Source organism: Methanosarcina sp. DH2, from assembly GCF_020804225.1.
GTDB lineage: Archaea > Halobacteriota > Methanosarcinia > Methanosarcinales > Methanosarcinaceae > Methanosarcina.
The window spans coordinates 345,747-369,882 of sequence record NZ_WJBI01000004.1; the positions used below are offsets into that span (position 1 = coordinate 345,747).

Genomic DNA, 24,136 nt, shown 5'->3' on the forward strand with positions numbered 1-24,136 from the left:
GACTAGGACTGTAAATTTTAACCGGCATACGGGAGGATTCCATAAAAAGAAAGAGTAAAAGCCGGAAAGAAATTCAGAAAGAGAGAGGGAGAAAAAAAGGCTTATTAAAGCCTGTTTAATACTCAACTTCCGTAGATGCTATCTTTTCGGCAAGCCTTGATAACACTTCGGTCCTCATTCCTTCTACAAACTTAATGCTTCCTACAACAAGATGTCCACCACCGCTGACTCCGGCACCTTTCATCTCTTCCCTGAGTTCTCTTACAATCCTGGGAATGTTCATGAGCACACCTTTTGAGCGAATGACAGCAAAGTCCGGACCGTAGCCCAGGGTGACCACAGGTTTTCCCGGGTTTCTTTTGGTGAGTACATCATGCACCTCTCCGGAAGTCTTGCCCGGTGGCGGAAAAGTGAACTTCTGGGCATAGTTTTCGACATCCAGCACATTCATGATGGTTCCGTTAGCCAATTTCTGGGACTTGACATTAAAGAGACAGGTCTCAAGCTGTTCTTTTATCATGGTGTTTGCCTGCTCGCAAAGCAAGGATACCAGATTTTTATGGACAGTGTGGTTGCCCAGATCCAGAATATCGTCAATAATGCCTTTTCCACTGCTGAATTTAAGCCAGAACTGCTCATAATCCAGAGCCAGAGCCATCTCTTTTAATTCTTCAAGAGTATAGCGGTCCGAAACAAGGGAGATATACCTTCCAGCTTCCGGAGCCTCCGAACGGTCTCCTACTGCCGAAACAGCAGGTAAATGCTTTATCGTATCACTGATGCTGGGATTGATCATGCGGGCGATTTCAGCACAGAGCATTCCCGCAGTAACCCCGAAGTCTCCCCCTACATGAGCAGGGTTTGCATGTCCTATAAGATACTGGTCAACGATGTCATCCGGATGGTGATGGTCAACGACAAGCATATCGATGCCATAGACCTGGGCCTGCCGCATTGAAGGCACATCTTCTTCGGTTGATCCATTATCCACAAGGATCACAAGAGGCATTTTTTGCCCGTGCCTTGCATAGTCTTCAAGTGCAAAGGAAATATCTCTCGTAACGTCGGCAAGCTCATAGAAAGGAGCCTTTGAAGGAGCCCGCTTATAAAAATAGTACTCCGCATCCGTCCCACCGATTTCCGTAATTAGAGGAAGGATTGCCCTCTCAATGGCAATTGCAGAAGTGATTCCATCGGCATCTGCATGGTGTCTTAAGATGATGGGTGTTGAATGGAAAATTGCCTTTTTGATCTCTTTGGCAACATGAAGCATTCTGGGTTTGAGTTTTTCCATAATGTCGCTTTCGATCAGGAAAGGAATATCAGCAGGAGTGGATTTCTCATCAATTACCATCTCGACCCTGGACTTGACAGCAGCTTCCTTTTCTCCGGTTAGCAGTTTCATGCTCATGACTTCAATCTGGACCTGCTCATCCCGTGGAGTCACTTCCCCGGTAATTGATACAATCATTCCAACATCAATGTGAGGATAAGACCGCTTCCCGGCACTCTCAAAAGCCGCACAGGGAATAAAGCCCCCTTCATCACCAATGGTAAAGATAGTAGGCCCGCTGGTCTGTTTTACCTGGATAACTTCTCCTTCGATCCGGACGAGCCTGCCTTTCATGCTGGTATCTATATCGGAGGAATTCTTAAGTGGGAGCTCTTTTTCAAGTTCAATGGTTTCGTACTTTGTAAGAGTTTGCGGGATAAGATCCAGTTTTCCTCCAGCTTTAATACTCTTGACCAGGACAATCACAGCATCCCTAACTCCCGGCTGGGTCCCAACATTACTGGAATGCATAAGTCCCCTTACATGGGGATTCAGGTCTACAAAGACTCCAAAAGAGGCGATACTGCTCACTATGCCGTGATAAAGTTTTCCTGCTTCCACATCCTTGAGGTCACAGGATTCATCCAGAGCATAAACATGCTGGGAACGTGAACAGGAATTGCAAATCTCTTCTTCTCCGTCCTGTAACTCATGAATTCTTGCCCCACAAACCTTGCAGGTATAGATCTTTCCGAGTCCCTCACAGGCCTCACAGGATCTGGTAACTTCAATACTCCCCTTACCTTTGCATTTCTCACATGCTGCGCCATTTTTCAAGAAACTGTCAATTTCTTTCTCTGAAATTTTCATGAAATCAACTGACTTTGACTTGCCTTTTCCCTTACACAAAGGGCAGACCTCAGTTGAAATAACCTCATAGCCACGCCCGTGGCAGTCTGGACATTCCTTACTCATTAATATCAACACCAGTGGTTCTTCCGAACCTGCGTTTTCTTACTCTCAAAGTTTTTGGGGTCCAAAATCTTGCTTTGAACTCCATATATTTATTATTTTCTGTGTCGGCCTTTCAGTATAATAGTGACTGTATGACCTTCACCCGGCCCGGAAAATCGGCGATTACCTGATTAGTTATCTGCTTGCAGATCCTATCTTTCAGTTCAATATCTTCCGTATGCAAGATATAAGTATTGTCAACATGCTATTTTACATAGCGTCTGCAGGTCCCGGAACCTTCAGGCTTTGAGATGATATCTGCGATTTTGAGATTATAAATCTTAAAGACAGAGAAAGACAGGGAAACCGCGGTCTATGAAAAACCGGAGTGAGGACTTATATAGATTCACAGATACTTTATATAGACGACAGAATACAAAACTTTTAAATTAGGACTGTTTACTTTGCAGGAATTTTTCATTACAATTCCCGAATAAAGAACACTTAATTATTATTAAGCCCAATTTTAAGATTAATTGATAGGAGGGCATAAAATTATGGTTGATTTCATCAGTGAATTATTGCTTCCTGTATTAATAGTTGTAATATTAATACTCTCACAATCTATAAAAATGGTTAATGAATATGAACGTGTAGTTATTTTCAGACTTGGTCGCCTTAGTGGAGTAAAAGGGCCGGGGATATTTCTAATCATTCCCTTTATTGATAAAGCCACAAAAATCGACCTGAGAGTTGTTGCAATTGATGTCCCGAAGCAGGCAGTCATTACAAAGGACAATGTCACAGTTGAAGTGGATGCCGTTGTTTACTATAAGGTAGTAGAGCCAGGGGCTGCAATTACACAGGTTGAAAACTATATGTTTGCAACTTCAACCCTTTCCCAGACTACACTTAGGGATGTGCTGGGTCAGATGGAACTTGATGAACTGCTTTCGGAAAGAGAGAACATCAACAAGCAAATTCAGGAATTGCTGGATGCCTATACTGATCCCTGGGGAATCAAGGTTACAGGAGTGACTATACGAGATGTAGCCCTGCCTGAAACTATGAAAAGGGCAATCGCAAAACAGGCTGAAGCCGAAAGGGAAAAACGTGCCAGGATCATTCTTGCTGAAGGAGAGTATCAGGCTGGTGAAAGGATGAAAGACGCTGCCAATCTTTACCAGGGACTTCCTATTGCTATCAAACTAAGGGAGCTTCAGACCCTTGCCGAGATTGCCAGGGAAAGAAACCTTATCATAGTTACACAGTCTCAGCCTATTGAAGCCGGAAACGTGGCTGCCCTCTCTCAGGCTATATCCGGAAAGAAAGAACAATAAGGGCAGATTAAAAGCCGAAAAGAACGTAAAGGCGAGAAAGGGTCAGTGATTATGCAAACCAGAAGGGCTTTTTGCTCCCTCTTTATTTTTTTTCTCTGTATCACTCTCACAGCTGCTCTTACGCCTCCTGCAGGAGCAGCACCCGAAGATAGAGTGCTTGTACTCGAAATAGCCGAAGCTATTACTCCAGCTTCCGACAATTTAATAGCTGACGCAATAGAAAGAGCTGAAAATGGGAACTTTGAAGCTCTCGTGATTAGCCTGGATACTCCCGGTGGAGGGCTGGAAGAGACTCAAATAATTATAAAGGCAATTGAGAACGCAACCATCCCTGTGATCGGGTATGTGCCTGAAAGCGGAAAAGCCTGGTCTGCAGGAACCCTCATCCTTATGGGGACTGATATTGCTGGAATGGCTCCCTTTACAGTCATAGGATCAGCCCAACCGGTCCAGATGTCTGCAGAAGGGACAAAACCCGTAGAGGATGAGAAAATTATAAATGCCCTCGTTAAATTTTCGGTTGAAACTGCAAGAAAACATGGGAGAAATGAAACCTTTGCTGAAGAGGTAATTACCAAAAACAGAAATCTGAACGACGAAGAAGCCCTGGAAGAAGGAGTAATCGAGTATAGGGCATCTTCCATTCCGGACCTGCTGGCTCAGGTTGATGGAGAGAGGGTAAAGGACAGAAGACTGCAAACCGCAAATGCAGAAATAGAGATCTACTCACCTCCACTTCCACTTTCCTTCCTGAAGCTTATTTCAAACCCGGTCCTTTCCTCCCTTCTCCTGACAATAGGGCTTTACGGGATCATCTTCGGGATTGCGAACCCGGGAGCTGGAGCAGAAATATTCGGGATTATTGCAATTGTTCTCGGCTTGATAGGCACAGGGTTCAACATTAACATAGCAGCATTTTTCCTCATTATGGTAGGAGTAGGGCTTCTTATCCTTGAACTTGAATCCCCCGGATTTGGCATATTCGGGCTTGCCGGACTTATCAGTCTGATAATAGGGAGTGTCTTTCTTGTACCGCTGGGAGCTGAGAATATTTACACCCCGGAATTTAGGAGAACGTTACTCCTGACAATTGTTACACCTACCATCATTTTAGGGCTTTTCCTTGTCTTTGCGATATATAAAGTCGCCGAAACGAGGAAGAAGAAACCTGTTATTGGAGCCATTATAGGGGATATTGCTCGAACCATAGATCCGATAGAACCTGAAAAACGTGGATTTGTCCGCTATAGAGGAGAGTACTGGAAAGCCAGATCCGAAGAGGAAATAGGAGCTGAAGAAGAAGTCGAAATTATTGGAAAAGAAATGGAAGTGCTCGTAGTAAAAAGAAAGATATAAGCCTCCTTTCTTTTCTTCTTTTCCTTTTTCCTCACTTTAAGATACTATTAGGCTTAATTGGTTCTTTTTCGGGTTTTTTCAGGAATTTTTTCCGAGTTTCTGTTCCGAAGCTCTTTTCCAAGTTTCCGTTCCGAAGCTCTTTTCCAAGTTTCAGTTCCGGATTTTTGCTCCAGGTTTCTGTTTCCGAGTTTAACTTTTCTTTTTGCCCTTTATTTTTTCAAGGACCCTCTGCTTTTTATCAATAGCTTCCTCGGCTGCCCTATCAATTGCATTTCTCATATCCTCGAAATCTCGCGGGTTCTCTTCTCCATGAACCTTTTTGACAGGTGTATAGGCAGATTCTCTGAACCTGGGTGAAAAGTCTCTGACCTCTCCATTGACGATAATTTCAGCCCCGCTTCCTTCTTCTACACGACCTATAATGTCAATCTCGACACCGGCAGCCCGAACTGTTTCAAGGATCTCATCGGCATATTCAGGGGGAACAATAACCAGCAGGGCATCAAGAGATACACCGAGGTAATCGATTTTAAGAAGCTCAAGCATGGAGAGTACCTTTGAGTTTACAAGGGCTCTCATTTTTTCCTCTTCAAAGACCATTTTTACACATGCAGTCTTTGAGATTTCACGTGCGTCCCCGCGTATTCCGCCATTGGTAACATCGGTCATGGAATGGACTTTCCTGTACAACCCGGACTGCAGGAGAGCTTCGCAGGCTTCAAGAAAACGTATGTTAATAGTCTCTTCCACAACGTCATGCATCCCGTAATAAAGTGCAGTTGTAGAAACCGTACCTCCGCCTGCACCTTCAGTCATAAGGATAAGGTCTCCTGCCTTTGTCTGGTTGCGTGAGGTAAGGGAAGACGTAACACCAACAGCGCCGACGCCTCCTGTCATTCGTTCACCTATAACCATGTCCCCGCCTATCCGAAGAGTACTTCCGGTAATAAGGGGGATTCCGGTAAGCTCTGAAACTGTGGTGATTCCTGCAATGTGGTCGAATATTTTTGCCACATCCCCATCGTCTGCGACATGGATGTCTGAAAGCATTGCAAGAGGGCGGGAACCCATTGAATATACATCACGCAGAGCTGCCCTTGCGACGTGAAAACCCGAAAGGAACGGAAAATCGCTGAGGCGGGAATGTATGCCATCAATCGTAACCACCAGGTATTCGTTCCCTATTTTTACAACTCCGGAGTCGTCAAGCTGGGAACTGTCAACTACCGCACCGGTCTTGCCTATGACCTCCCCAAGCTTGGAATGAACGTAAAAGTCCCCTGTGCCCCTTGAACCTACTCCGAACTCTCCCATGGAAACTCCTGAAAGAGTCGAGTTTAATACATCCCCTTCCGTGTGGAGAGTCGCTTTTGCTTCACAAATGACCGCAGCAGCAATCTCATGAGCCCTTTCGGGGTTGATGTTCTTTATTTCAAGAATTCTTGAGGCAAGCTGTGTCTCAAGCCCGACTTCATTCGAAGGGTCTTTCCTGAGAGCCCGTTTTGCATAACCTTCTATATCCATAGTAACCATCCTCTCGCATATTCTGTCACTGCTTTGAAAGATACAGGACAGATAGTTCTAGAATTCACGCATAATTTCTGACTGAATTTTAATGAAGAATACCCCGGAGTTCAAACTTAACCACAGAAAAAACGAGAAATAAAAGTTTAGTGAAAAACCGAAGTACACTTATCAGAGACATAATTTCAACACATTTCAACAAAGTTTTTCAAAATCTTCAACCCTGTAGCTCCACTTTTCTCAGGGTGGAATTGGGTGCCCATAACATTGCCTTCCGAGTTCACTACGGAGGCTGAAAAATCCAGCCCATATTCACATGACACAAGGGTATTTTCCTCAGCTGTGTCCACATAATAAGAATGTACGAAGTACACGAAAGAACCGTCAGGAATGCCTTTAAACAGAGGGTGATCCTGTTTGATCCTGATATTGTTCCAGCCCATGTGAGGCACTTTCAGTTCAGATTTAGGAAAACGAAGTACTCTGCCCTGAATAAGATCGAGACCATTAGTCAGCCTGCCTTCCTCGGAGGAACTCATCAAAACCTGCTGTCCGAGACAGATCCCGAGCATTGGTTTCCCCGAGTCTGCAAATTCCGCGATAATTCCTTTGAGAGGGATCAGACACTTCATTGCATCTATAAAAGCTCCAACACCAGGAAGAATAATGCCATCTGCTGCCAGGATCTCTTCAGGGTTCCCGGAGATTGCGGGACTTGCTCCGACATGTTCAAGCCCTTTTTGAACACTCCTGAGATTTCCAAGCCCGTAATCGATAATCACGATTCTTTTCATAGCTCTAACAAACAAAGTTAAAATAGATTAAGCTTACGAGCAAAGGATTTGAAAAGTTGAGAAGAAATGAAGAAATAGAAAGATTAAGAAAAATACACCTGAAAAGTATAAAAATAAAAATTTCAGGTCAGTATCTGTCTGCAGAAAGATTACAGGGCATTTTCTCCTGTTCAAAAATCACCTTGTACCTGCCACAGCGAACACATTCGTAACGTTTTTCGAGCACCGTTGGCCGACAGCAGAGCGCTCCGCTTTTTCGTTTCCAGTCGTGCAGTCCGAAAAGACACAAAAAATTTCGTCTATGGTCCGATTCATCTGGTTCATCAGAACATTCTTGAGTCAAAAACCTGTTTCCCCTCGTTCATAGTCAGTAAGGCTGTTGTACGATAATAAGGGAATTATGCACAAAAGAGCTATATAAACATATAGTTTTTCGGAATAAATACAAAAATATTGGTTAATATAAAATCTTATTAGCCAAAAAATAGAAAAATTATAAATAGGATGGTTGAATATTGATAGAATGTTATACAGTTAAGATATTAACTTACGGGGTTAAAACGAGGGAGAAATATGAAAGGACTTCAGTTGTTCAGACACGACGAAAAAGCAATGGAACTGCCAATAAATATTGTAGTTATGTTAGTTGTCGGGATGGTTGCTCTTGCAACACTTATCACGATAATACCGACTCCTACAAAGGAAATGTCAGTCTTTGTTGAAAAGACAGGACTCGGGGTAGGAAGCCTTCAGCAAGGAAACTCAATAATAGTAGGTGCTACTGTTGCAGAGAACCCGTTTGCCGTATCAGCAGTAATAAAAGTAACAGATAAAGACGGAAGCCCGGTACGAGGTGCAAACGTCATCCTTAAGGGACTCGGAGGTGCAGCCTCGAACACGACTGACATTAACGGGATTACTGTGCTGACAACGCCGGCAAATGCAATGGTAAGGCTTGACCCGAACCAGAACGAAGGGACAATGGACCTGAAAATCTTGGCAGACGGTTTCTATGACTATGAGAGAAAGGATGCAGTTATGATTATCAAGACTCGATGATTGCATATTATCGAGTAAACCTGGAAAACGGAGCCGCATATGCTGCCGGGAAAATTCAAAGAAAATGAAGCAGGAACTGTCGGGCTTCCTATAAGGATCGTAGTTCTTTCTATTGTCGGCTTCATAGGATTTTATGCAATACTCTCAGCCATCGGCAGCGCGCCTACTCCTCCTGAACCTATGTATGCATCTGCAAATATAAGCTCATTTTCACTCAACTCCGAAGGAGAGGAATCCGACTTTAGCCTGCAAATAAGTGTGCTTGACAGGAATAACCGCGGGGTCGGAGAAGCAAACGTAATTGTCTGGAGCCCGGACAGAAAGAAAGCGTATTCAGGCATCACGAACTCTAATGGAAACGCTACTATAGCAGTCTTAAATCCCGGGCTGCCTGCCGGAAAATCCGAAGGGTATGTTGCAATAAAAGTAATGAGAACCGGATATAGAGACTTTGATGAAGAGTATTTCATAAAGGTAAAGAGGCGTTAAACCTTCTTGATGGGTTCAGTATCAGTAAGTTTTTAAAGGATCGATCCTTAAAAAATTTAATTCCTCAAAAAGTTAGGACTTCAAAAGCAGCTCTTCTTTTTTAAACCTTCATGAATTTAGTTTTCATTTATTAGTAGAGATTTATTAGAAATTTATAATACACATTCTTAATATGTTTTAATTTATGCATATCCGACATTTCCGTCAAAAGAGAATCATCGTAAAATGTTATTATTATTAATCATGAACCACAGCCCAAAGAATGCCATAAAACCTCCGCAGAGGTATACCAGTTTTTTATGTGTGGACTGTGAAATTACTTCCGTTCCTCTGGAAAAGGATGAAGACACAGCTACAAGAAACCCAAGGTCTGCTATCCAGTGTCCGACAATAAATGCAGTTACTGCAAAGATGCCTGTAAGATACTCCTGAAGGAGGATCGCACTGCCTGCTGTCAACCACCATGCAACAAAAAAAGGATTCAGTGCTGAGGTTATAATTCCTGCGGACACCGTGCCTGAGAAAGGGTTCAATGCCGAAGTCATAATTCCTGAAGATATGGGACCCGATGAGAGATTCAGGCTGCTGGCTGAAATAGAGACATCCATTGTGGAGGCTTCTTTTGCTTTTTTGATCATCACAAGCCCGAAAACCACCATCATTAAGCCTCCTATTATAGCCAGATACGAGACTACTGACTTTCCAAGGAAAGATGATGCACCTACCAGAATAAGCACGAAAAAGGCGAGTTCTACAAGCGCGTGACCTATGAATACCGAAGGTCCTGCTCGCCAGCCTTTATGAAAAGATGCCCCGATTGTTGCAAACATCATAGGTCCCGGGATAACAGCTGCAGATATGCCTACTGTAAAGCCAAGAATAAGATCTTTAGTTAATTCGATTATGATGCCACCCCGGAAAATATCTGACTATATAAATCTAGGAAGTAATTATATAAAAATGTTTTGAGACTGATAAGGAATATCGTTTATGGCATCAGTCAGGAAGAAAGTATTCTGGCTTACAACATCCGGTTTATTTCTTAAATTCCACATACTTAGAATTTTCGTATACTATTACTGATTGATGATTAAAGAGAATATCTGACAGATATTAGTTGTTAGTAACTATTCATTATTGAGTGCTTACTGTAAATTGTCCGTTTCTAACTGCCAATTACTTCATCACCGGTTATACAAACTTACTGCTGACTCTTATCTACTGCTGACTCTTATCTACTGCTGACTTTTATCTACTGCTGACTCTTATCTACTGCTGACTGTCCATTTACTGCTGGTTACTCATTCATTGCCTGCTCGTCTTTTCAGTCATCAATTAGTTAACGATTTTTGTTTCCGGTTAACCATGTAAAATTTTAAAAGTACAGCTCCTGCCATAATTACGGCAAGTCCGGTTGAGAAGTAAGGAGATCTTATTATATCCCAGCGGTCAGACCACACGAGAAATCCTGTAAGAAAAAGGACAGAAGACCCGGTAATTCCCGAGATTTCTACCGGGACTTTTATAGAACCAAGGGTAAAACGGTCTCGATTTTCAATGGCTTCAATACGGGATTCAAATTTCCTCATATATTCTTCTGACACGTTTTCCAGGCTTTGAATGTCCCTGACTTCACTCTCCAATCTTTCGACCTCTGGCTTAAGGTTGCTGTGCACAAAATCAGAAAGTTTGGATATAGCAGCCTGTAGAGAACGGAGATTTTCCGAAAGACTGGAAAAAAGAGCACTGATATCCCTTACCCTGTAACTAACTCCTGAAACCTCCGAAGAGCTATCAAGAAAAATCGTAGGAGCGTTTGAACCTTCTGAAGAAGGGAATGCAGTATTGAAAGCAAAATTCGAAATATCCTCTCCCGTAAGCGACGGAATAGAATCTGAAAGTAAAGAATTTTCGGGAAGGAGAAAAGAAGCTTCAGGAGAGACAGAAGGTCCCTGAGAATGGACTGAAGAGCCTGCAGCAAGATTCGCAGAGTTCATCTCCTGAAAAGAATCTGAAGACATCCCTGAAAAAGCTTTTCCAGCCTGTAAAGTCTGAGGCACTTCAAGGGATAAGCGACGCTCAACTGCTCTCAACCGCTTTTCAAAACTCCTAATGTTCTGGTCAAAAACCTCGATTCTCCCCTGCAAATCGTTTCTGATTTCGGGCTCTGCCTGATATGATTTGCTCAATTGAACCATAACCCCCATAAAATTTATCATATGAAATCATACCCAAACAGTATATAAATTTTTTTGTTCACGGGTGAAAAATGAGGAATTTGCCTCTTCCGAAAAAGGGGAGGACGAAAAAAAAGAAAAAAATAAAGTAAGCGAAAAATAAGTAATGAAAGGAAAATAAGAAGATCAGATAGGTCTGATCTCAACAATATCTCCGCTGTCCTGAGCTCCCATGATTTCCGATGCAAGATCCGAGTTTATCCTGAGTTTTACATCTCCATGCCGGCTAACAGTTGCACTGAAGAGATATTCATCTTCGATAAAAATTTCCACATCCTTTCCTGCAAGTTCAATGGCCCCAAGGATAAGGTGCTTCTTTGTCCTTTCGATGATAGGATGAACAGGGAATGCAGGAGTACTTTTCTCAGGTAAGGGTTCCCTGGTCTTTCCCGGGAAAGTTTTGCGCTCTCCCCCGCGCTTCAGGCCTTTTGTGCTTTCCGGAGCTTCGGCTTCCATCTCCCTGACATCGATATGTAGCCCAAGGATATTTTCGATCCTGTCGATGACATTTCCGCCTTTGCCGATAACTTTTCTCATATCCTCGTTATGAACCTTTACGATTGCACTGTCGTCTGAGGTCACTTCCACTTCAACAGGACCAGTTGCATACCTGCTGATGACATTCCTTATCTCTTCCTCAGCAAGCTTCCAGGCAGGTTTCCGGCTTTCCCGGGAAGAACCGATTGGCATGACCACAACCTGTTCTCCATAGGTGTAGATCTCATAATCGACCTTGCCGGTTTCGAAATCTGCAATGGTGATTACCGGCCTTGCGAGGTCCTGCTCTGTCATTCCATAAGGAACTTTAACTGTAAAAGCGAGCACCAGGACCTTTGCAACCTCTCCTTTATCTATGAAAATTACAGTATCCACTACCTGTGGGATTACACCCAGTTCAACTCTTCCTATAAGGCGCTGAATAGCATCTACTGCCTTGGTTGCATGCACGACTCCGATCATCCCGACTCCTGCGAGGCGCATATCCGCAAAGATCAGAAAATCCCCGGTCTTCCGTACTTCGTCATAAATAGTGTAGTCCGGCCTGACAAGGAGCAGGAGATCAGCGGTATCCTCCATTCTCCCGTTAAGGGGAGAATACTGAGTGATCTCAGGAGGCACCTGCAGATCCCTTGGAGATTCCATTGTCTTGACTACCTGCCCATGGTCATTCAAATAACGAGCAACTCCTGCAGCAAAAGTGGACTTCCCGGCTCCGGGAGGCCCTGCAATAAGGATCCCACGCTGGCTTACAATCCGCTCTTTCAGCTTATCGCTCAAGCGGTAGTGTTCAAGGTCAACTACAACTGTGGGCCTGACAACAGTTATCTCTATATCATCGGAGAAAGGAGGGTTTGCAATTGCAACCCTCATATTTCTGATCTGCAGGACCGAAGCCCCATTCGAAGACATTTCAATGAAAGACTCAGGGTCAAGCCTGGCTCTCTCAATAAGTTCTTTTGAAATGCTGGAGAGCTCCTGGGAAGTTGCAGGCTCTTCCCGAATCCGCACATAACGCACATTTCCAACAGGCCCTTTCTTGGCCATTGGAGTAACCGCATTTTTGAGATGCACGGACATCGTGTCATCAGTAAAGAAATGTTCTATTTTGAGAGGGCCGAACTCTGAGGGGTCCAGAACTTTGGGATGAATGTATTCAACTTCAAGTCCTTTTGCCTTAGCTATCAGAGACTGTACACGGTCTTCACTAACGAACAGCCCGCCTACCTCAAGAGCCGTACGCCGGATAAGGGCATCCACCCTTCCCTCCCTGGAAAGCTTAATTTCCTCAAGAGTGGGCTGAACCCCACTGAACTGAAGATGAATCTCCCCTCTATCTGATAGCTTACGAAGTTCCGAAAGCTCTTCAAGACCTTTAAAACCTATTTCTCTACCCCTGTTTGCCTGGGCTTCAAGTTCCGAGACCACAGCTTCGGGAATGACAATCTCAGCGCCCCTGAACTCACCACTTCTTACGCGGGACGAGAGTCTCCCATCAATAATCACACTGGTATCCGGAACGATTCTCCATATCCGCTTCTCATCAGCCATATAAATGGATATAGAGCCAGAAAGTATATAATAAAACTTCTGCTGCTTTTTTTCAGATGAACGAAGTTAAAAAACAGGACTGGTGAGAAATAAAGCTTAAAAAGGTTCTAAAAAGTAAAGCTTAAAAAGATATAAGAAGTAAAGCTTAAAATGATTTAAGAATGTAAAGAAATGGAAGGAAACTATATACTAGAGTTCGGTAAGCATGATCGAGGCAATATTGAGACAATTAAGATATTGAGACAAATATAATTGAGGTTCAGTAAACGTCCTCAGGCTCAAAGACCTTTTCTCCTACAACCTCTCCTTCAAGATTTCGGTAAAAACAGGATCTGTACCCCATATGACAGGCTCCTCCGATCTGTTCCACCAGCAGAAGAATAGAGTCCATATCGCAATCAATCCTGATTTCCTTAACTTTTTGCAAATTCCCGGAAGTTTCACCTTTTTTCCATAGTTTTTGCCGGCTACGACTCCAGAAATGAGCGATTCCGGTTTCAACGGTCTTTTCAAGGGCCTCCCTATTCATATAAGCGCACATCAGGACTTCCTTGCTGATTCGGTCCTGAACTATGGCAAGAATCAGACCGTTTTCATATTTCAGGGTATCAAAGTCAATCATGTGAGAGAAATTGCCAAACTAGTATAAAAAAGGAAGTTTAATAAAATATTTACTAAGAATGATTTACTAAGAATGAAGAGATTTTAGAGAACAAAAATTAATTTAATAGGATAAAAACCTTAACAGGTACGCATAGAAGACCTTAACAGGTACGCATAGAAGACGTTAACAAGTACGCATAGAAGAAATACTCAATAAAAATAGAAGCAAATGAAGAACTACAAAATTGAAGTAGGATACATCTACGTTTCTGCTACATTCTTTGTAACCCGAAAAAAGGACCTGATTTTTTTGAAAAACAGAGAGCGAAGTTAATTTACAGATTGATTTTAGTAAGATTCTCTACCCGTCTTCAAAAGTTGGGAATCTGAAGTCGATCCAGGGAATAAATGCTCATCCCTGACAAAGAATGATAATAATCCAATTATGTAAAGTAAGTCATAAAATTTACAAAGATATATATTGTATTCTACTTAAAATGTTCTGGAAGAAAGCAGAGTTTAGCACTTTATTTTCGAACAAAAAAAATCCATAAAAATGATTTATTGAGACTTGTGGGTGAGAAGGATGAGTTTCAAATTTAGAAGCAAGGTTGTGTCCCTACTGGTAATATATGGATTGCTAATAGGGTCAACTATTCCAGTTTATGCACTGAATACAGTGGACAGCGAACCTTATGATATATTTGAAAGACAATCGACGTAGCCAGCGACCAGAAGTACGTACCTGAGGAAATCCTTGTGAAGTTCAATCCTGATGTCTCCGGAGAAAAGATAAAAAACATCAATGCCGGGCACGGGACGCAGGTGACTTACACCAGTCCCTATGCAGGATTCAAGATATTGAAAATCCCAAAGACAAAAACCGTTGAAGAGATGGCAGAAATCTACAGTAAAAATCCCAATGTAGAATATGCAGTACCTAATACCATAATGTACGCATTTATGGTGCCCAATGATCAATATTACGATTTACAGTGGAATTTCAAGGCTTTCGAAACCGGAGTAGGAGGAGGGATTAACCTTGAACCTGCATGGGATACATCTACAGGAAATGGAGCAACCGTTGCAGTACTTGATACAGGAGTTGCATGCGAAAACCACTCCCTATACAAAAAAGCACCGGACTTCGTGAATACCAATTTTGTTCCAGGTTACGACTTTGTCAATAACGACGCCTATCCAAATGACGATAATGGGCATGGAACCCATGTTACAGGAACTATAGCCCAGAGCACTAATAACGGCATAGGGGCCGCAGGTGTAGCATACGACTGTTCTATAATGCCTGTGAAAGTTCTTAATGCGGAAGGCAGCGGAACTCTTGCGCAAATAGCAGATGGGATTTACTATGCAACTGAGCATGGCGCAGATATTATAAGCATGAGTCTTGGATATCATGCTCTCCGGGTAGATCCAGTTCTCAAAGCTGCTCTTGACACCGCTTACAATAATGGAGTCACCATTGTTGCTGCTGCAGGAAATGACAATACGCGCTTTGTCAGCTATCCAGCAGCTTATGAAAAGTGCATCGCAGTTGGAGCCACAAGATATGATGGAAACCGTGCTTATTATTCAAATTATGGTGATGCCCTTGATATTGTAGCACCAGGTGGAGACATCAGGGTAGACCAGAGCGGGGACGACGGGTACGGAGACGGAATCATTCAGAATACATTCAACTCCACAACTAAAGACCCAGCAAACTTCGGTTATTGGCTCTTTCAGGGCACATCAATGGCGACTCCCCACGTATCAGGTGTTGCCGCGTTGTTGATATCCTCAAAACCCGATGCCACACCCGATGAAGTAAGGGCTGCAATGCAAAATACGGCAACAGATCTGGGCATTTCTGGCTGGGACAAGTATTACGGATACGGACTCGTGAATGCAGCAGCTGCCCTTAACTATATTCAAGGTCAGCCAACTGTAAATAACCCTCCGGTAGTTGAATCAGGAGGCCCATATACCGGAGTTACAGGAACTGCAGTAACATTTGATGGTTCAACTTCATATGACTCTGACGGAAGTATCGTTTCATATGAATGGAACTTCGGGGACGGAAGCACAGATTTAGGTGCGGTTCCGGAACACATATACTCCACTGTAGGAACCTATACAGCCACCCTCAAGGTAACGGATGATAAAAGTGCTGTGAGAACTGACACGGCTATTGTGAAAATTACTAAACCCAGAAAATGAGTCCGAAAAAAGGAAGTTTAAAAAGTAAGTTAAAAAAAGTAAGTTAAAAAAATAGGTTAAAAAAAGAAAGTAAATTAAAATTCATGCCCCTGCGAAGGGACAAAACGTTTCCTTTTTGAAAAAAAACCTCTGAAGGACCTTTGAAGGACCTTTAAAAGACCAGAAGCTCTGTTCTCACGGCTTGATCCCAAGAACATCCTCAACATATGCCCTTAAAATCTCCGCAACGCTCCAGGCCTGGGCAATGCAACCACCCGGGGAGTAAGGATAGTTACCATCAAAAACTTCGGAAATGGTACCTATACCTGCTGTTTCGAGATGGGGATCAAAGCCTTTCAGGAGAGTACGCATATCCTCAAGGCTCTCTTTTGAATAGTTATGTACTTTCCTGTAGGCTTTAACGTAGGGTCCAAGGAGCCAGGGCCAGACAGTTCCGCTGTGATAGGCTAAATCTCTATTTTCAGGTCCTCCCTGATAGAGCCCTATATAAGAAGAATTGTCCATTGAGAGTGTCCTGAGCCCGAAAGGTGTAAGCAGATCATTTTTTACCCTGTCCACAATAGCCTTTTCTTTTTCAGGAGAGAGCACTGTGTAAGGAAGCGCGACTGCGAGAATCTGGTTAGGACGGATTGAAGGATCTTTAATCTCATTTCCCGCCTCATCCTGGCATACCAGGTCAAAGAGACAGTTAGTTTCCGGATTCCAGAAAACTCTTTCAAAATTGGATGCTATCCCTGCTGCAAGAGTTTCATACGAAGAAGTTTCTTTGCCCAGGAGGCCTCCAAGTCTGGAAGCAGTTTCAAGAGCGTTATACCATAGTGCATTGATCTCACAGGCTTTACCTTCTCTCGGAGTCACCGGATTATTATTGACTTTAGCATCCATCCATGTTAGTTGAGATCCCTGACGGAGAAGGTAATCCGAATCCATCCCAATCCCGAAATCCGTGCCTTTACTGTAATTATCCAGTATATCTTCCACAGTTCCCCACATATCCGAAAGAAACAGCAGGTCCTCTGTATATGCAAAATAACGGCTCAGGGCATGAATAAACCAGAGAGATGCATCAACTGTATTATAGGCAGGTTCTCCTCCGAAAGCCGGGAAGTTGTTGGGAATCAGACCTTTTCTGCAGTTACTGGCAAAGTTTCTAAGGATGGATTTAGCATCCTCAAAACGACGGGGAATCAAAACCAGACCAGGCAGAGAAATCATAGCATCCCGCCCCCAATCTGAGAACCAGGGATAACCGGCAATTACTGTCTTTTCACCTGTAGAAGGGTGTTTTACGATAAAGGAATCCGTTGCCCTGAGAAGTTTGAGGGCGAAAGGTTCGGTAAGCCTTGAATTGAAAGCAAGGAGATTCTGTCGATAAACCTCTCTGGTATAGAGTTCTTCAGCTTTTTCGAGAGTAAGAGAGGAAATATCTTCAGTTGACGCGGCAATAAAAAAATAAGATGTTCCCAGTTTAAGTTTGCTTTCGAAATAACCGGGGTTAAAGTTGTCTTCCTGGAATGCGAGCCCTCGCTCTTTCTCGATATCATACTCGAAGTTATAGTACCATTTTGGTTCGGCATGGTACTGGAGATTGGAGGCAAGCCAGAAAGTAAAACCATTCGAGCTTTCCAGTTTCACTCCTTTAGTTTCGGTTTTTTGAAAAAAAGAAATGTCTTTAGAATGCGTGGTTCCATGAAAACTTCTTGCATTCACCAGAGGAGAGATTCTCAGCAGAGCCCCTTCCCTGCGGCACCTGACCTCATAGAAGATACAGACCATATTACTATTATGCACCATGAAAATCTTTTTTTTCACGGTAAAGTCCCCGGGCTGGTAAACCCATAGAGGGAAAGGCGCTAGAATAAACTTGGAAAGATAAGCAAATCCTCCGGGATAGACTGTACCCGGATATTTGTGGGTTCCAAGCGTATAAACCTCTTCATTAAGAGAAATCTCTTCATCCAGGGAGGAGAGCAGTAAAACTCGTCCAGGGGAATTCTTAGGAGCCGCAACAAGGAGCCCATGGTAAGTCCTTGCCCCAGCCCCAATGATTGTAGATGAAGCATATCCTCCGATCCCGTTCCCTATAATCCATTCTCTTTTTATACCTTCTTCATAAGTAGAAAATGAATCTGTTCCAAGCCTGATCCCACTCATATACCTGATTAGGATTTGGTTTCTTATATAGTTGTACGTTTGGAAAGGGGATTTAAACGAAGAGTGAAGCATACAGTATAATAAGTTTAAGGATAATTATATTTCAATTGTAAACATAAACTATTTCAGTTGTGCAGGACATAAGAAAGTGAGAATCATGAAGCAAGACCTTTTAGAACTCCTTGTTGACATCTTCAAATCATCCGGATACAATGTCATAATATCCAGTCAGTGTGACATCCTTGTAGAGAAAAATGGGCATCAGGCTTATGTCATGTGTGCCCTGAAACCAGATTATGAAGAAATAAAATATTTCTCTGAAAAGATAAGAGGTTGTACCGGAATCTATGTGATGACCCAGAAAGTTTTGGGAGAGCTGAACGATTATGCAGCCGAACTCGGCATATATATCTGGGACAGGGACGAACTGGCACTTCAGATTGGAAGGGCGGTTCTGGCAAATATGGAAAGAAAGTCAGGTGCTTATCAGACAGAATCCGAAATACCTTCAAAGGAATATCAGGAACAGGCAATATCTGCCCCTAAACTCGCCGGAGAAAACTGGAAAAATGAAAACTTCAGACAGGGGCCCGGCTCCGGGGAGGGACTTATACCGCTTCAAGACATGTCGAGAGAGACAGAAAGGGTCTCTTTTGAATCCAGAGCCCTGTCAAAGCCAGTTGAAGAGAGAAAACCCTTAAAGAGGCTGGAGGATAGTGAGTTTTCCAGAGTTGAGCCGTGTGAAGTACTGAACATACAATCTGTAGAACCCAGGATTTCTAAAGATCAGGCAATTATCATAGCAAAACCCTATATCAGCAGCCCTAAAGATGCAATTTTGAAATTTGTACCTTTCTGGAAGTATTCTTATAATGTTGAAGCAGAAAAGCGTTTCAGGTCAAAAGTGATGAGCATTACTGGAGAAGGGAAGGGCTTTCTTAATGCTCTTAACAAGTCAAAAGAAAATATGGAAATAGAAGGTCTCAGGACGCCTACCAGGATTCCGGCAGTGCAGTACGAGGTAAAGCGGCCGAGTGTAGATAAAAAGCAGGCAGAGAAAGTTCTTCTGGATTTAATTATACAGGAAAATACACGGGAGATGCGCTTTAACAATCTGGAAGGGCAGGCAATTATTTATGAACAAAAGAGTATTAGCCCAAAAGCCGATGAAATAGAACTCGACATGGAGCTTGTGTATATTCCTGTTTGGGAAGTAAAGGGTAAACGGAACTCCCTTGAGATCAATGCTTATAATGCCGGCGTACTTGAAGAACCTATAGATGAAGATGCCGAATTTCTGTAAAGGGAATCTGGAAACGAATATTAGAAGAAAAATATATAAAATAGAAAATATATTTACGTATTGAGAAAAAAACGGACTTCCAGAAGAAGGAATCTTCAATCTGCCCTTCAAGACTCCTTTGACAAGGCTTTTTCAGGGAAAAGAGATGCTACCTCACATAAGCGTTATATGTGTTAGATGCAAGATTATATAACGCTGAGGAGTTATCTATAAGCTGTACCGGATGACATTTTATAGAAGATTAAGGTCTTCAGTGTTTTAAAATTATCAAAAATAAAAAGAGGTGCATATAAATGATTGAAGTAACAGAAAAAGCTGCAACAGAGCTGAAAACACTGCTGGAACAGGAAGGCAAGCCTGACCTTGCGCTTAGAATCTTCGTTGCTGGAGTAGCCTGCAGTGGAGTACAGTACGGACTGGCCCTCGATGATGAAGTAAAAGAAGACGACGTGACACTGGAAAGCAACGGAATAAAGCTTGTAATGGCAAAAGATATCGAGAGGAGTTTCTCCGAAGGCAGCATCGATTACGTCGAAGACGAAAACGGAAAAGGCTTCCTTATCCGCAATCCCAGTGCCGGCGGCGGATGCGGCACATGTGGCGGCTGCCATTAATTAGAGCAAAACCGCGCTAGGGCATGAAAAATACCCGAACCTGAAGAAGCAAATAAGAAAAATAAAAACAAAGGAGAAGGGAATCTATGTTTCCAGGAATGGGAGGCGTGGGAGGCCGGGGAATGAACCCGGCTAAAATGAAACAGATGATGAAGCAGATGGGGATTGATGTTAAGGAACTTAAGGATGTTGAAGAGGTTATTATAAAGACTGCAGACTCAAACATAATTATTGAGAATGCAAATGTCTCTATAATGACAGTCCAGGGTTCGGAAACATATCAGATTGTAGGCGATGCAAAGGAAGTCCCCAAATCTCTGGAAATCCCTGCTGAAGACATCAAACTTGTAATGGAGCAGACCGGCGTCTCCGAAGAAGAAGCCAGGAAAGCCCTGAAAAACTCAAACGGAGATCTGGCAGAAGCCATTATGGCACTTTCTGCCTGATTCCTTTTCTTCATTTTATCAATTTGTCAGCTTTTGATTATTCCCGTTAGGTAGTTAATATTTTTTAAAAAAAAATAATGGCGACTGAGTCATTTTAATTTTTTCGGGTTATTCTCCAATTTTTAAATACTGTAATTTTATTCAAATTCATAACTTCTTTACTCATTTTATGAAAGTTGAATCAGTTATATCTGAATTCACATATAAATTTTCAAGAAATAATAAAATGTTCCTTAATTAATCCCATACTAAGTATTAATAATATGAGAAGTTGTTTATTTATCCAATATTCATTTTTGAATTGACGTTCCTTTTTTATTGTCCCAGTAATGCTAAAAATACCCACCGTTATATATGGAAATTTGACAGTTTTTTAAGAGACTCAGTAAGAATATTCAATTTTAGAATCCATTTATTCAGGTTTTTTTTGAGTCACTATCTTATTAAGAAAAATTAAGAGATGAGTACAATTAATAGAATTCGTTTTTTGAATCTCGGGGGATACATTTTGGTTGTATCTGTGATATTGAGTTTAGTCATGACTCCTACATGTATGGCAAAACCGTTGAATTTGGAAAGCAAGTTTAATGATACCGAATATAATATGCAGTTGCGGGACATGATTGTAGAAATCAATAAACTCTATGATGATGTTGAGCATGGGAGAATCACTCAGGAGGCTGCTAATGAAAAACGGTGGCATCTCTTATAGATAACCCACGATATAACCAGGTTAAATTGAAAAAAGAGATTGTTGAGAGAGAATACGAATTTTCACTACGCAATAGAAGTCCCCGGATACCTGATGAGATCCTTAATGGTACAGGTTCGCTTTCCATATACTAATAAATCTTTTAAGCATTAAATATACATACCCACTAAGCTATATGACCACAAATAAAGGGGATTGGGATTGGCCATAATGAAGCAACAATACATGAAGCAACTTCATCTGACCCCGACCAATATGTGAGGATCGCAGCTCGGAGCGAGGCTGTTGGTTCATATTCTGCAGACAGGAACATTTTCAGTTATGTTACATATCGAAGAGCAGGTAATGCAATTGTGGGTGTTGATTTTGATTGATTTGAGCCTATAATTACCCTGACGAATGTAATATACACTTTGTTTTGTGGAAACTAATACAAGTGGGAACGGAATTGAAGTGGGAACGGAATTGAAGTAGGTTAAAGCTGGTGACGACGATATCGTTAGCTTAACCGGCCTTACGTTATTAAGTGACCCACATAATTCCAATGGAAGTTTTTCAACATATTTAGACGAGAGTTGTTTTTATTGCATCGCCCTAAATGTTAATACAAAAGCAAGTTCTGAGGCTTATATGTCCACCTGTTTCAGTGGCTGACTTTGGATCTACTGCAACTGATGAAAACCCTAGGGTAAGGGCGTCAAGCAAAGGTGATTTACTAATTAATTTTATAGTTTATTCCAAAACCCATTGTTCTTAATCATGAAAGTTTCAAAACTATTTTCCAGGATCAGAAACTTGATTGGTAATTAGGAATACGGAATTCAGAGAAGTAACTTTGAGTTTTGGGATGAGCTCAAAGAAGATGAGTACAGACGAATGATTATGTTAAGATTACGTTCTTTTTGTGTAGAAATTATTTTAAAAAATATATAATAAATACAAAAAACGATAGCATAGCGAACATAAATATTATTTCAGTGACTCCTATATCCATCTTGTATTTCTCACATTTATGAGTTTTTAATTCATTTTTGACTTTTCTTTAACTCTAAGGCGAGAAGTCCCCTTCCTCGACAGGTCGGATTTATCCGAGATGGCATGTGGGGGATGAAAGCCGTCAAYTTTCACACCTTCTATTGTTATTGATTCCGTAAATTTWCTTATRTCTTCAACTCCTATTGCATGTTATCCGTAGCTCTTCCTCGCCCTCGTGGTAACAAAGTMGGGAATAGCCGGAACTGTCAGGTACAAACTTTCTGAACTTAGACTATAAGGTTCTTCGAAGAAGTTTCGAAGGTAAAAGTTTGAACGGTGAACAGTAGAGCTTGACTGAGTATCTCGCAAYTGAAGGTTGTGAAACCTATTGCAAAATGCTCTGTRGACGAGCTTTCGGTAGCTTGCTACTGGAAATCTACGATAAACAGGCTTATTGAGGAATTGAGGATCTTTGAGATCCGAAGCCATATGAGATAAYGTACTCGTAGGAAGCTTATCCCTCGAAACTGAGCCGGAAGGCGAAGAATTCAGGGAGGAGTAGTTCACTGGCTAATACAATATAACTTATTTTTCCTTTGATCTCACTTCAGGTATAATAACAAATATTAAAAGAGTGTCAGTCTCATATTAAATTTTATTAGATTCCTTATCTATTTAATTCCTCTTTAGAGCTATTTTTAATCTTCTCAATCATGCTGGAACTTTCAAGATATGTTTGAAATTGTACCTCGGGAGCACGAGGTCTATTTCGCTATGCTGTGCTTCGCTCTAGCAGACAAAAAAGTAGATTAAATCGAAATCAAAAAATGATGTCAAAAAATAATGTAGAGAAACGATATCAAAAAACATTATCAAAAAGCAGTTTCAAAAAACATTATTAAAAACTAGCGTCAGAAAACAAAATATTCAGGAAAAACAATATTAGAAAACAGTTTTAGAATAGGTTTGAAAGTAGTATAGGGTGAGTTTGGCAGCGATCCAGAGTTCCCGAAGGCTCGCACACTTCAGTACAGTAAGGAACGTGGACAGGCTTATCTTCTGTGTTCGGGATGGGTACAGGAGTTTCCCTGCCGCTATGGCCGCCAGACTCTACCTATAAATGGGATATGGAAAGATGAAGTCGTGTATAGGTATGTGCTGCATACTGAATTTCGCCTGGACCTGAATTAGRTGAAAGGAACGGATAGTTAGTTAACGCGGACTGAACACCTCGTTGCCTTGGTGCTTACATCCCGTTTCTATCAAACCGGTCTTTTACCGGAATCCTTAAAGAGGTCTCTTTTTAGGTCAGATTTCGAGCTTAGATGCATTCAGCTCTTATTCCTTAGCGCGTAGCTGCCCGGCGATGCCTTGTCAGACAACCGGTACACCAGTGGCGCCGCTGCTTGGTTCCTCTCGTACTAAAAGCAGCTTACCTTCAGACCTCTGGCACCTCTAGTAGATAGTAACCGACCTGTCTCACGACGGTCTAAACCCAGCTCACGATCTCCTTTAATAGGCGAACAACCTCACCCTTGGCCGCTGCTGCACGGCCAGGATGGAAAGAACCGACATCGAGGTAGCAAGCTGCCGGGTCGATATGTACTCTTGCCGGCAACGACTCAATTATCCCCGGGGTAACTTTTCTGTCATTTTTGGCCCCCACCAAGGAGGCTCAAAAGTTCGCTAGAACCGACTTTCGTCTCGTCATCCACTGCTGTGCTGAATAACGTCAGGCTGACTTATGCTCTTGCACTCTTCAGTGAGTTTCCGACCCACTTGAGTCAACCATTGCGCGCCCTTGATATCTTTTCAAGGGCGTCCCGCCCCAGGCAAACTGCCCACCTATCGGGGTCCTCTTCGCAGAGTTAGGGTCGTAGTCCCGGAAGGGTAGTGTCCCAATTGCGACTCCACGGATGCTGGCGCACCCGCTTCGACGTCTCCTACCTACACTGTACATCCAGAACCACAACCCAACGACAGGCTGCAGTAAAGCTCCACGGGGTCTTCACTTCCCCCTAGAGGTCTCTAGAC

Annotated in this window: 18 protein-coding genes and 2 rRNA genes; 9 read left to right on the forward strand and 11 right to left on the reverse strand. The window is 42.4% G+C overall.

Features of this window, described 5'->3' with window-relative positions; translation table 11 throughout:
* Positions 1–115: 115 nt before the first annotated feature.
* Entirely contained in the window at positions 116–2,248 is a 2,133-nt protein-coding gene (locus FXV91_RS08800) for a DHH family phosphoesterase (protein ID WP_229390195.1), read from the reverse strand.
* Positions 2,249–2,784: 536 nt separating this feature from the next.
* On the opposite strand from FXV91_RS08800, the gene FXV91_RS08805 reads away from it, so the two are divergent.
* Entirely contained in the window at positions 2,785–3,567 is a 783-nt protein-coding gene (locus FXV91_RS08805; protein ID WP_229390196.1) for a slipin family protein, read from the forward strand.
* A 51-nt stretch (positions 3,568–3,618) separates the two neighbouring features.
* A complete protein-coding gene (locus tag FXV91_RS08810) occupies positions 3,619–4,923 on the forward strand; it encodes a nodulation protein NfeD (RefSeq protein ID WP_229390197.1) in 1,305 nt (434 codons plus the stop codon).
* Positions 4,924–5,112: 189 nt separating this feature from the next.
* On the opposite strand, the gene FXV91_RS08815 is transcribed toward FXV91_RS08810, so the two are convergent.
* The 3 genes from FXV91_RS08815 to FXV91_RS08825 form a co-directional block, all read right to left on the reverse strand.
* On the reverse strand, positions 5,113–6,447 hold the full coding sequence (locus FXV91_RS08815) for an AIR synthase-related protein (protein WP_229390198.1): 1,335 nt from the start codon (positions 6,445–6,447) through the stop codon (positions 5,113–5,115).
* A 185-nt stretch (positions 6,448–6,632) separates the two neighbouring features.
* Entirely contained in the window at positions 6,633–7,241 is a 609-nt protein-coding gene (gene hisH, locus FXV91_RS08820; protein ID WP_229390199.1) for an imidazole glycerol phosphate synthase subunit HisH, read from the reverse strand.
* A gap of 177 nt (positions 7,242–7,418) precedes the next feature.
* The gene (locus FXV91_RS08825) at positions 7,419–7,565 is read right to left on the reverse strand and encodes a hypothetical protein (protein WP_229390200.1); all 147 of its coding nucleotides are present in this window, start codon (positions 7,563–7,565) and stop codon (positions 7,419–7,421) included.
* A gap of 249 nt (positions 7,566–7,814) precedes the next feature.
* Here FXV91_RS08825 and FXV91_RS08830 point away from each other — a divergent pair, with 249 nt between their 5' ends.
* Positions 7,815–8,300 carry a carboxypeptidase regulatory-like domain-containing protein gene (locus tag FXV91_RS08830; protein WP_229390201.1) on the forward strand — a complete coding sequence of 162 codons (486 nt, stop codon included), beginning with the start codon at positions 7,815–7,817 and terminating at the stop codon, positions 8,298–8,300.
* Positions 8,301–8,339: 39 nt separating this feature from the next.
* Positions 8,340–8,789, forward strand: a complete 450-nt coding sequence (locus tag FXV91_RS08835; RefSeq protein ID WP_229390202.1) for a carboxypeptidase-like regulatory domain-containing protein — start codon at positions 8,340–8,342, stop codon at positions 8,787–8,789.
* A 215-nt stretch (positions 8,790–9,004) separates the two neighbouring features.
* On the opposite strand, the gene FXV91_RS08840 is transcribed toward FXV91_RS08835, so the two are convergent.
* The 4 genes from FXV91_RS08840 to hisI all read right to left on the reverse strand — a co-directional run bounded on the left by FXV91_RS08840 (position 9,005) and on the right by hisI (position 13,697).
* Positions 9,005–9,712, reverse strand: coding sequence for a LysE family transporter (locus tag FXV91_RS08840; protein ID WP_345945492.1), 708 nt, complete (start codon positions 9,710–9,712; stop codon positions 9,005–9,007).
* 408 nt (positions 9,713–10,120) lie between these two features.
* The gene (locus FXV91_RS08845; RefSeq protein ID WP_229390204.1) at positions 10,121–10,987 is read right to left on the reverse strand and encodes a hypothetical protein; all 867 of its coding nucleotides are present in this window, start codon (positions 10,985–10,987) and stop codon (positions 10,121–10,123) included.
* A gap of 165 nt (positions 10,988–11,152) precedes the next feature.
* Complete coding sequence (locus FXV91_RS08850; protein WP_229390205.1) at positions 11,153–13,075, reverse strand: PINc/VapC family ATPase; 1,923 nt, start codon at positions 13,073–13,075, stop codon at positions 11,153–11,155.
* 259 nt (positions 13,076–13,334) lie between these two features.
* Positions 13,335–13,697, reverse strand: coding sequence for a phosphoribosyl-AMP cyclohydrolase (hisI, locus tag FXV91_RS08855; RefSeq protein ID WP_229390206.1), 363 nt, complete (start codon positions 13,695–13,697; stop codon positions 13,335–13,337).
* A gap of 740 nt (positions 13,698–14,437) precedes the next feature.
* Between hisI and FXV91_RS08860 the strand changes: the two genes are divergently transcribed.
* Complete coding sequence (locus FXV91_RS08860; protein ID WP_229390207.1) at positions 14,438–15,898, forward strand: S8 family serine peptidase; 1,461 nt, start codon at positions 14,438–14,440, stop codon at positions 15,896–15,898.
* Positions 15,899–16,072: 174 nt separating this feature from the next.
* On the opposite strand, the gene FXV91_RS08865 is transcribed toward FXV91_RS08860, so the two are convergent.
* A complete protein-coding gene (locus FXV91_RS08865; RefSeq protein WP_229390208.1) occupies positions 16,073–18,052 on the reverse strand; it encodes an amylo-alpha-1,6-glucosidase in 1,980 nt (659 codons plus the stop codon).
* A 157-nt stretch (positions 18,053–18,209) separates the two neighbouring features.
* Here FXV91_RS08865 and FXV91_RS08870 point away from each other — a divergent pair, with 157 nt between their 5' ends.
* The 4 genes from FXV91_RS08870 (at position 18,210) to FXV91_RS08885 (ending at position 21,127) form a co-directional block, all read left to right on the forward strand.
* Entirely contained in the window at positions 18,210–19,355 is a 1,146-nt protein-coding gene (locus FXV91_RS08870; protein ID WP_229390233.1) for a hypothetical protein, read from the forward strand.
* 293 nt (positions 19,356–19,648) lie between these two features.
* Positions 19,649–19,969 carry an iron-sulfur cluster assembly accessory protein gene (locus tag FXV91_RS08875; protein ID WP_229390209.1) on the forward strand — a complete coding sequence of 107 codons (321 nt, stop codon included), beginning with the start codon at positions 19,649–19,651 and terminating at the stop codon, positions 19,967–19,969.
* A gap of 86 nt (positions 19,970–20,055) precedes the next feature.
* Complete coding sequence (locus tag FXV91_RS08880; RefSeq protein ID WP_229390210.1) at positions 20,056–20,415, forward strand: nascent polypeptide-associated complex protein; 360 nt, start codon at positions 20,056–20,058, stop codon at positions 20,413–20,415.
* Positions 20,416–20,953: 538 nt separating this feature from the next.
* Positions 20,954–21,127 carry a hypothetical protein gene (locus tag FXV91_RS08885; RefSeq protein ID WP_229390211.1) on the forward strand — a complete coding sequence of 58 codons (174 nt, stop codon included), beginning with the start codon at positions 20,954–20,956 and terminating at the stop codon, positions 21,125–21,127.
* 1,961 nt (positions 21,128–23,088) lie between these two features.
* Here FXV91_RS08885 and rrf read toward each other — a convergent pair.
* Positions 23,089–23,210: ribosomal RNA gene (gene rrf / locus FXV91_RS08890) — 5S ribosomal RNA — on the reverse strand.
* An 80-nt stretch (positions 23,211–23,290) separates the two neighbouring features.
* A 23S ribosomal RNA gene (locus FXV91_RS08895) occupies positions 23,291–24,136 on the reverse strand; the annotation flags it as partial.

Excerpts from the sequence above, each read along its gene's own strand:
- FXV91_RS08800 (WP_229390195.1), bottom strand. The coding sequence starts at position 2,248 with ATGAGTAAGGAATGTCCAGACTGCCACGGGCGTGGCTATGAGGTTATT.
- FXV91_RS08805 (WP_229390196.1), top strand. The coding sequence starts at position 2,785 with ATGGTTGATTTCATCAGTGAATTATTGCTTCCTGTATTAATAGTTGTA.
- FXV91_RS08810 (WP_229390197.1), top strand. The coding sequence starts at position 3,619 with ATGCAAACCAGAAGGGCTTTTTGCTCCCTCTTTATTTTTTTTCTCTGT.
- FXV91_RS08815 (WP_229390198.1), bottom strand. The coding sequence starts at position 6,447 with ATGGATATAGAAGGTTATGCAAAACGGGCTCTCAGGAAAGACCCTTCG.
- hisH (WP_229390199.1), bottom strand. The coding sequence starts at position 7,241 with ATGAAAAGAATCGTGATTATCGATTACGGGCTTGGAAATCTCAGGAGT.
- FXV91_RS08825 (WP_229390200.1), bottom strand. The coding sequence starts at position 7,565 with ATGAACCAGATGAATCGGACCATAGACGAAATTTTTTGTGTCTTTTCG.
- FXV91_RS08830 (WP_229390201.1), top strand. The coding sequence starts at position 7,815 with ATGAAAGGACTTCAGTTGTTCAGACACGACGAAAAAGCAATGGAACTG.
- FXV91_RS08835 (WP_229390202.1), top strand. The coding sequence starts at position 8,340 with ATGCTGCCGGGAAAATTCAAAGAAAATGAAGCAGGAACTGTCGGGCTT.
- FXV91_RS08845 (WP_229390204.1), bottom strand. The coding sequence starts at position 10,987 with ATGGTTCAATTGAGCAAATCATATCAGGCAGAGCCCGAAATCAGAAAC.
- FXV91_RS08850 (WP_229390205.1), bottom strand. The coding sequence starts at position 13,075 with ATGGCTGATGAGAAGCGGATATGGAGAATCGTTCCGGATACCAGTGTG.
- hisI (WP_229390206.1), bottom strand. The coding sequence starts at position 13,697 with ATGATTGACTTTGATACCCTGAAATATGAAAACGGTCTGATTCTTGCC.
- FXV91_RS08865 (WP_229390208.1), bottom strand. The coding sequence starts at position 18,052 with ATGAGTGGGATCAGGCTTGGAACAGATTCATTTTCTACTTATGAAGAA.
- FXV91_RS08870 (WP_229390233.1), top strand. The coding sequence starts at position 18,210 with ATGAAGCAAGACCTTTTAGAACTCCTTGTTGACATCTTCAAATCATCC.
- FXV91_RS08875 (WP_229390209.1), top strand. The coding sequence starts at position 19,649 with ATGATTGAAGTAACAGAAAAAGCTGCAACAGAGCTGAAAACACTGCTG.
- FXV91_RS08880 (WP_229390210.1), top strand. The coding sequence starts at position 20,056 with ATGTTTCCAGGAATGGGAGGCGTGGGAGGCCGGGGAATGAACCCGGCT.
- FXV91_RS08885 (WP_229390211.1), top strand. The coding sequence starts at position 20,954 with ATGACTCCTACATGTATGGCAAAACCGTTGAATTTGGAAAGCAAGTTT.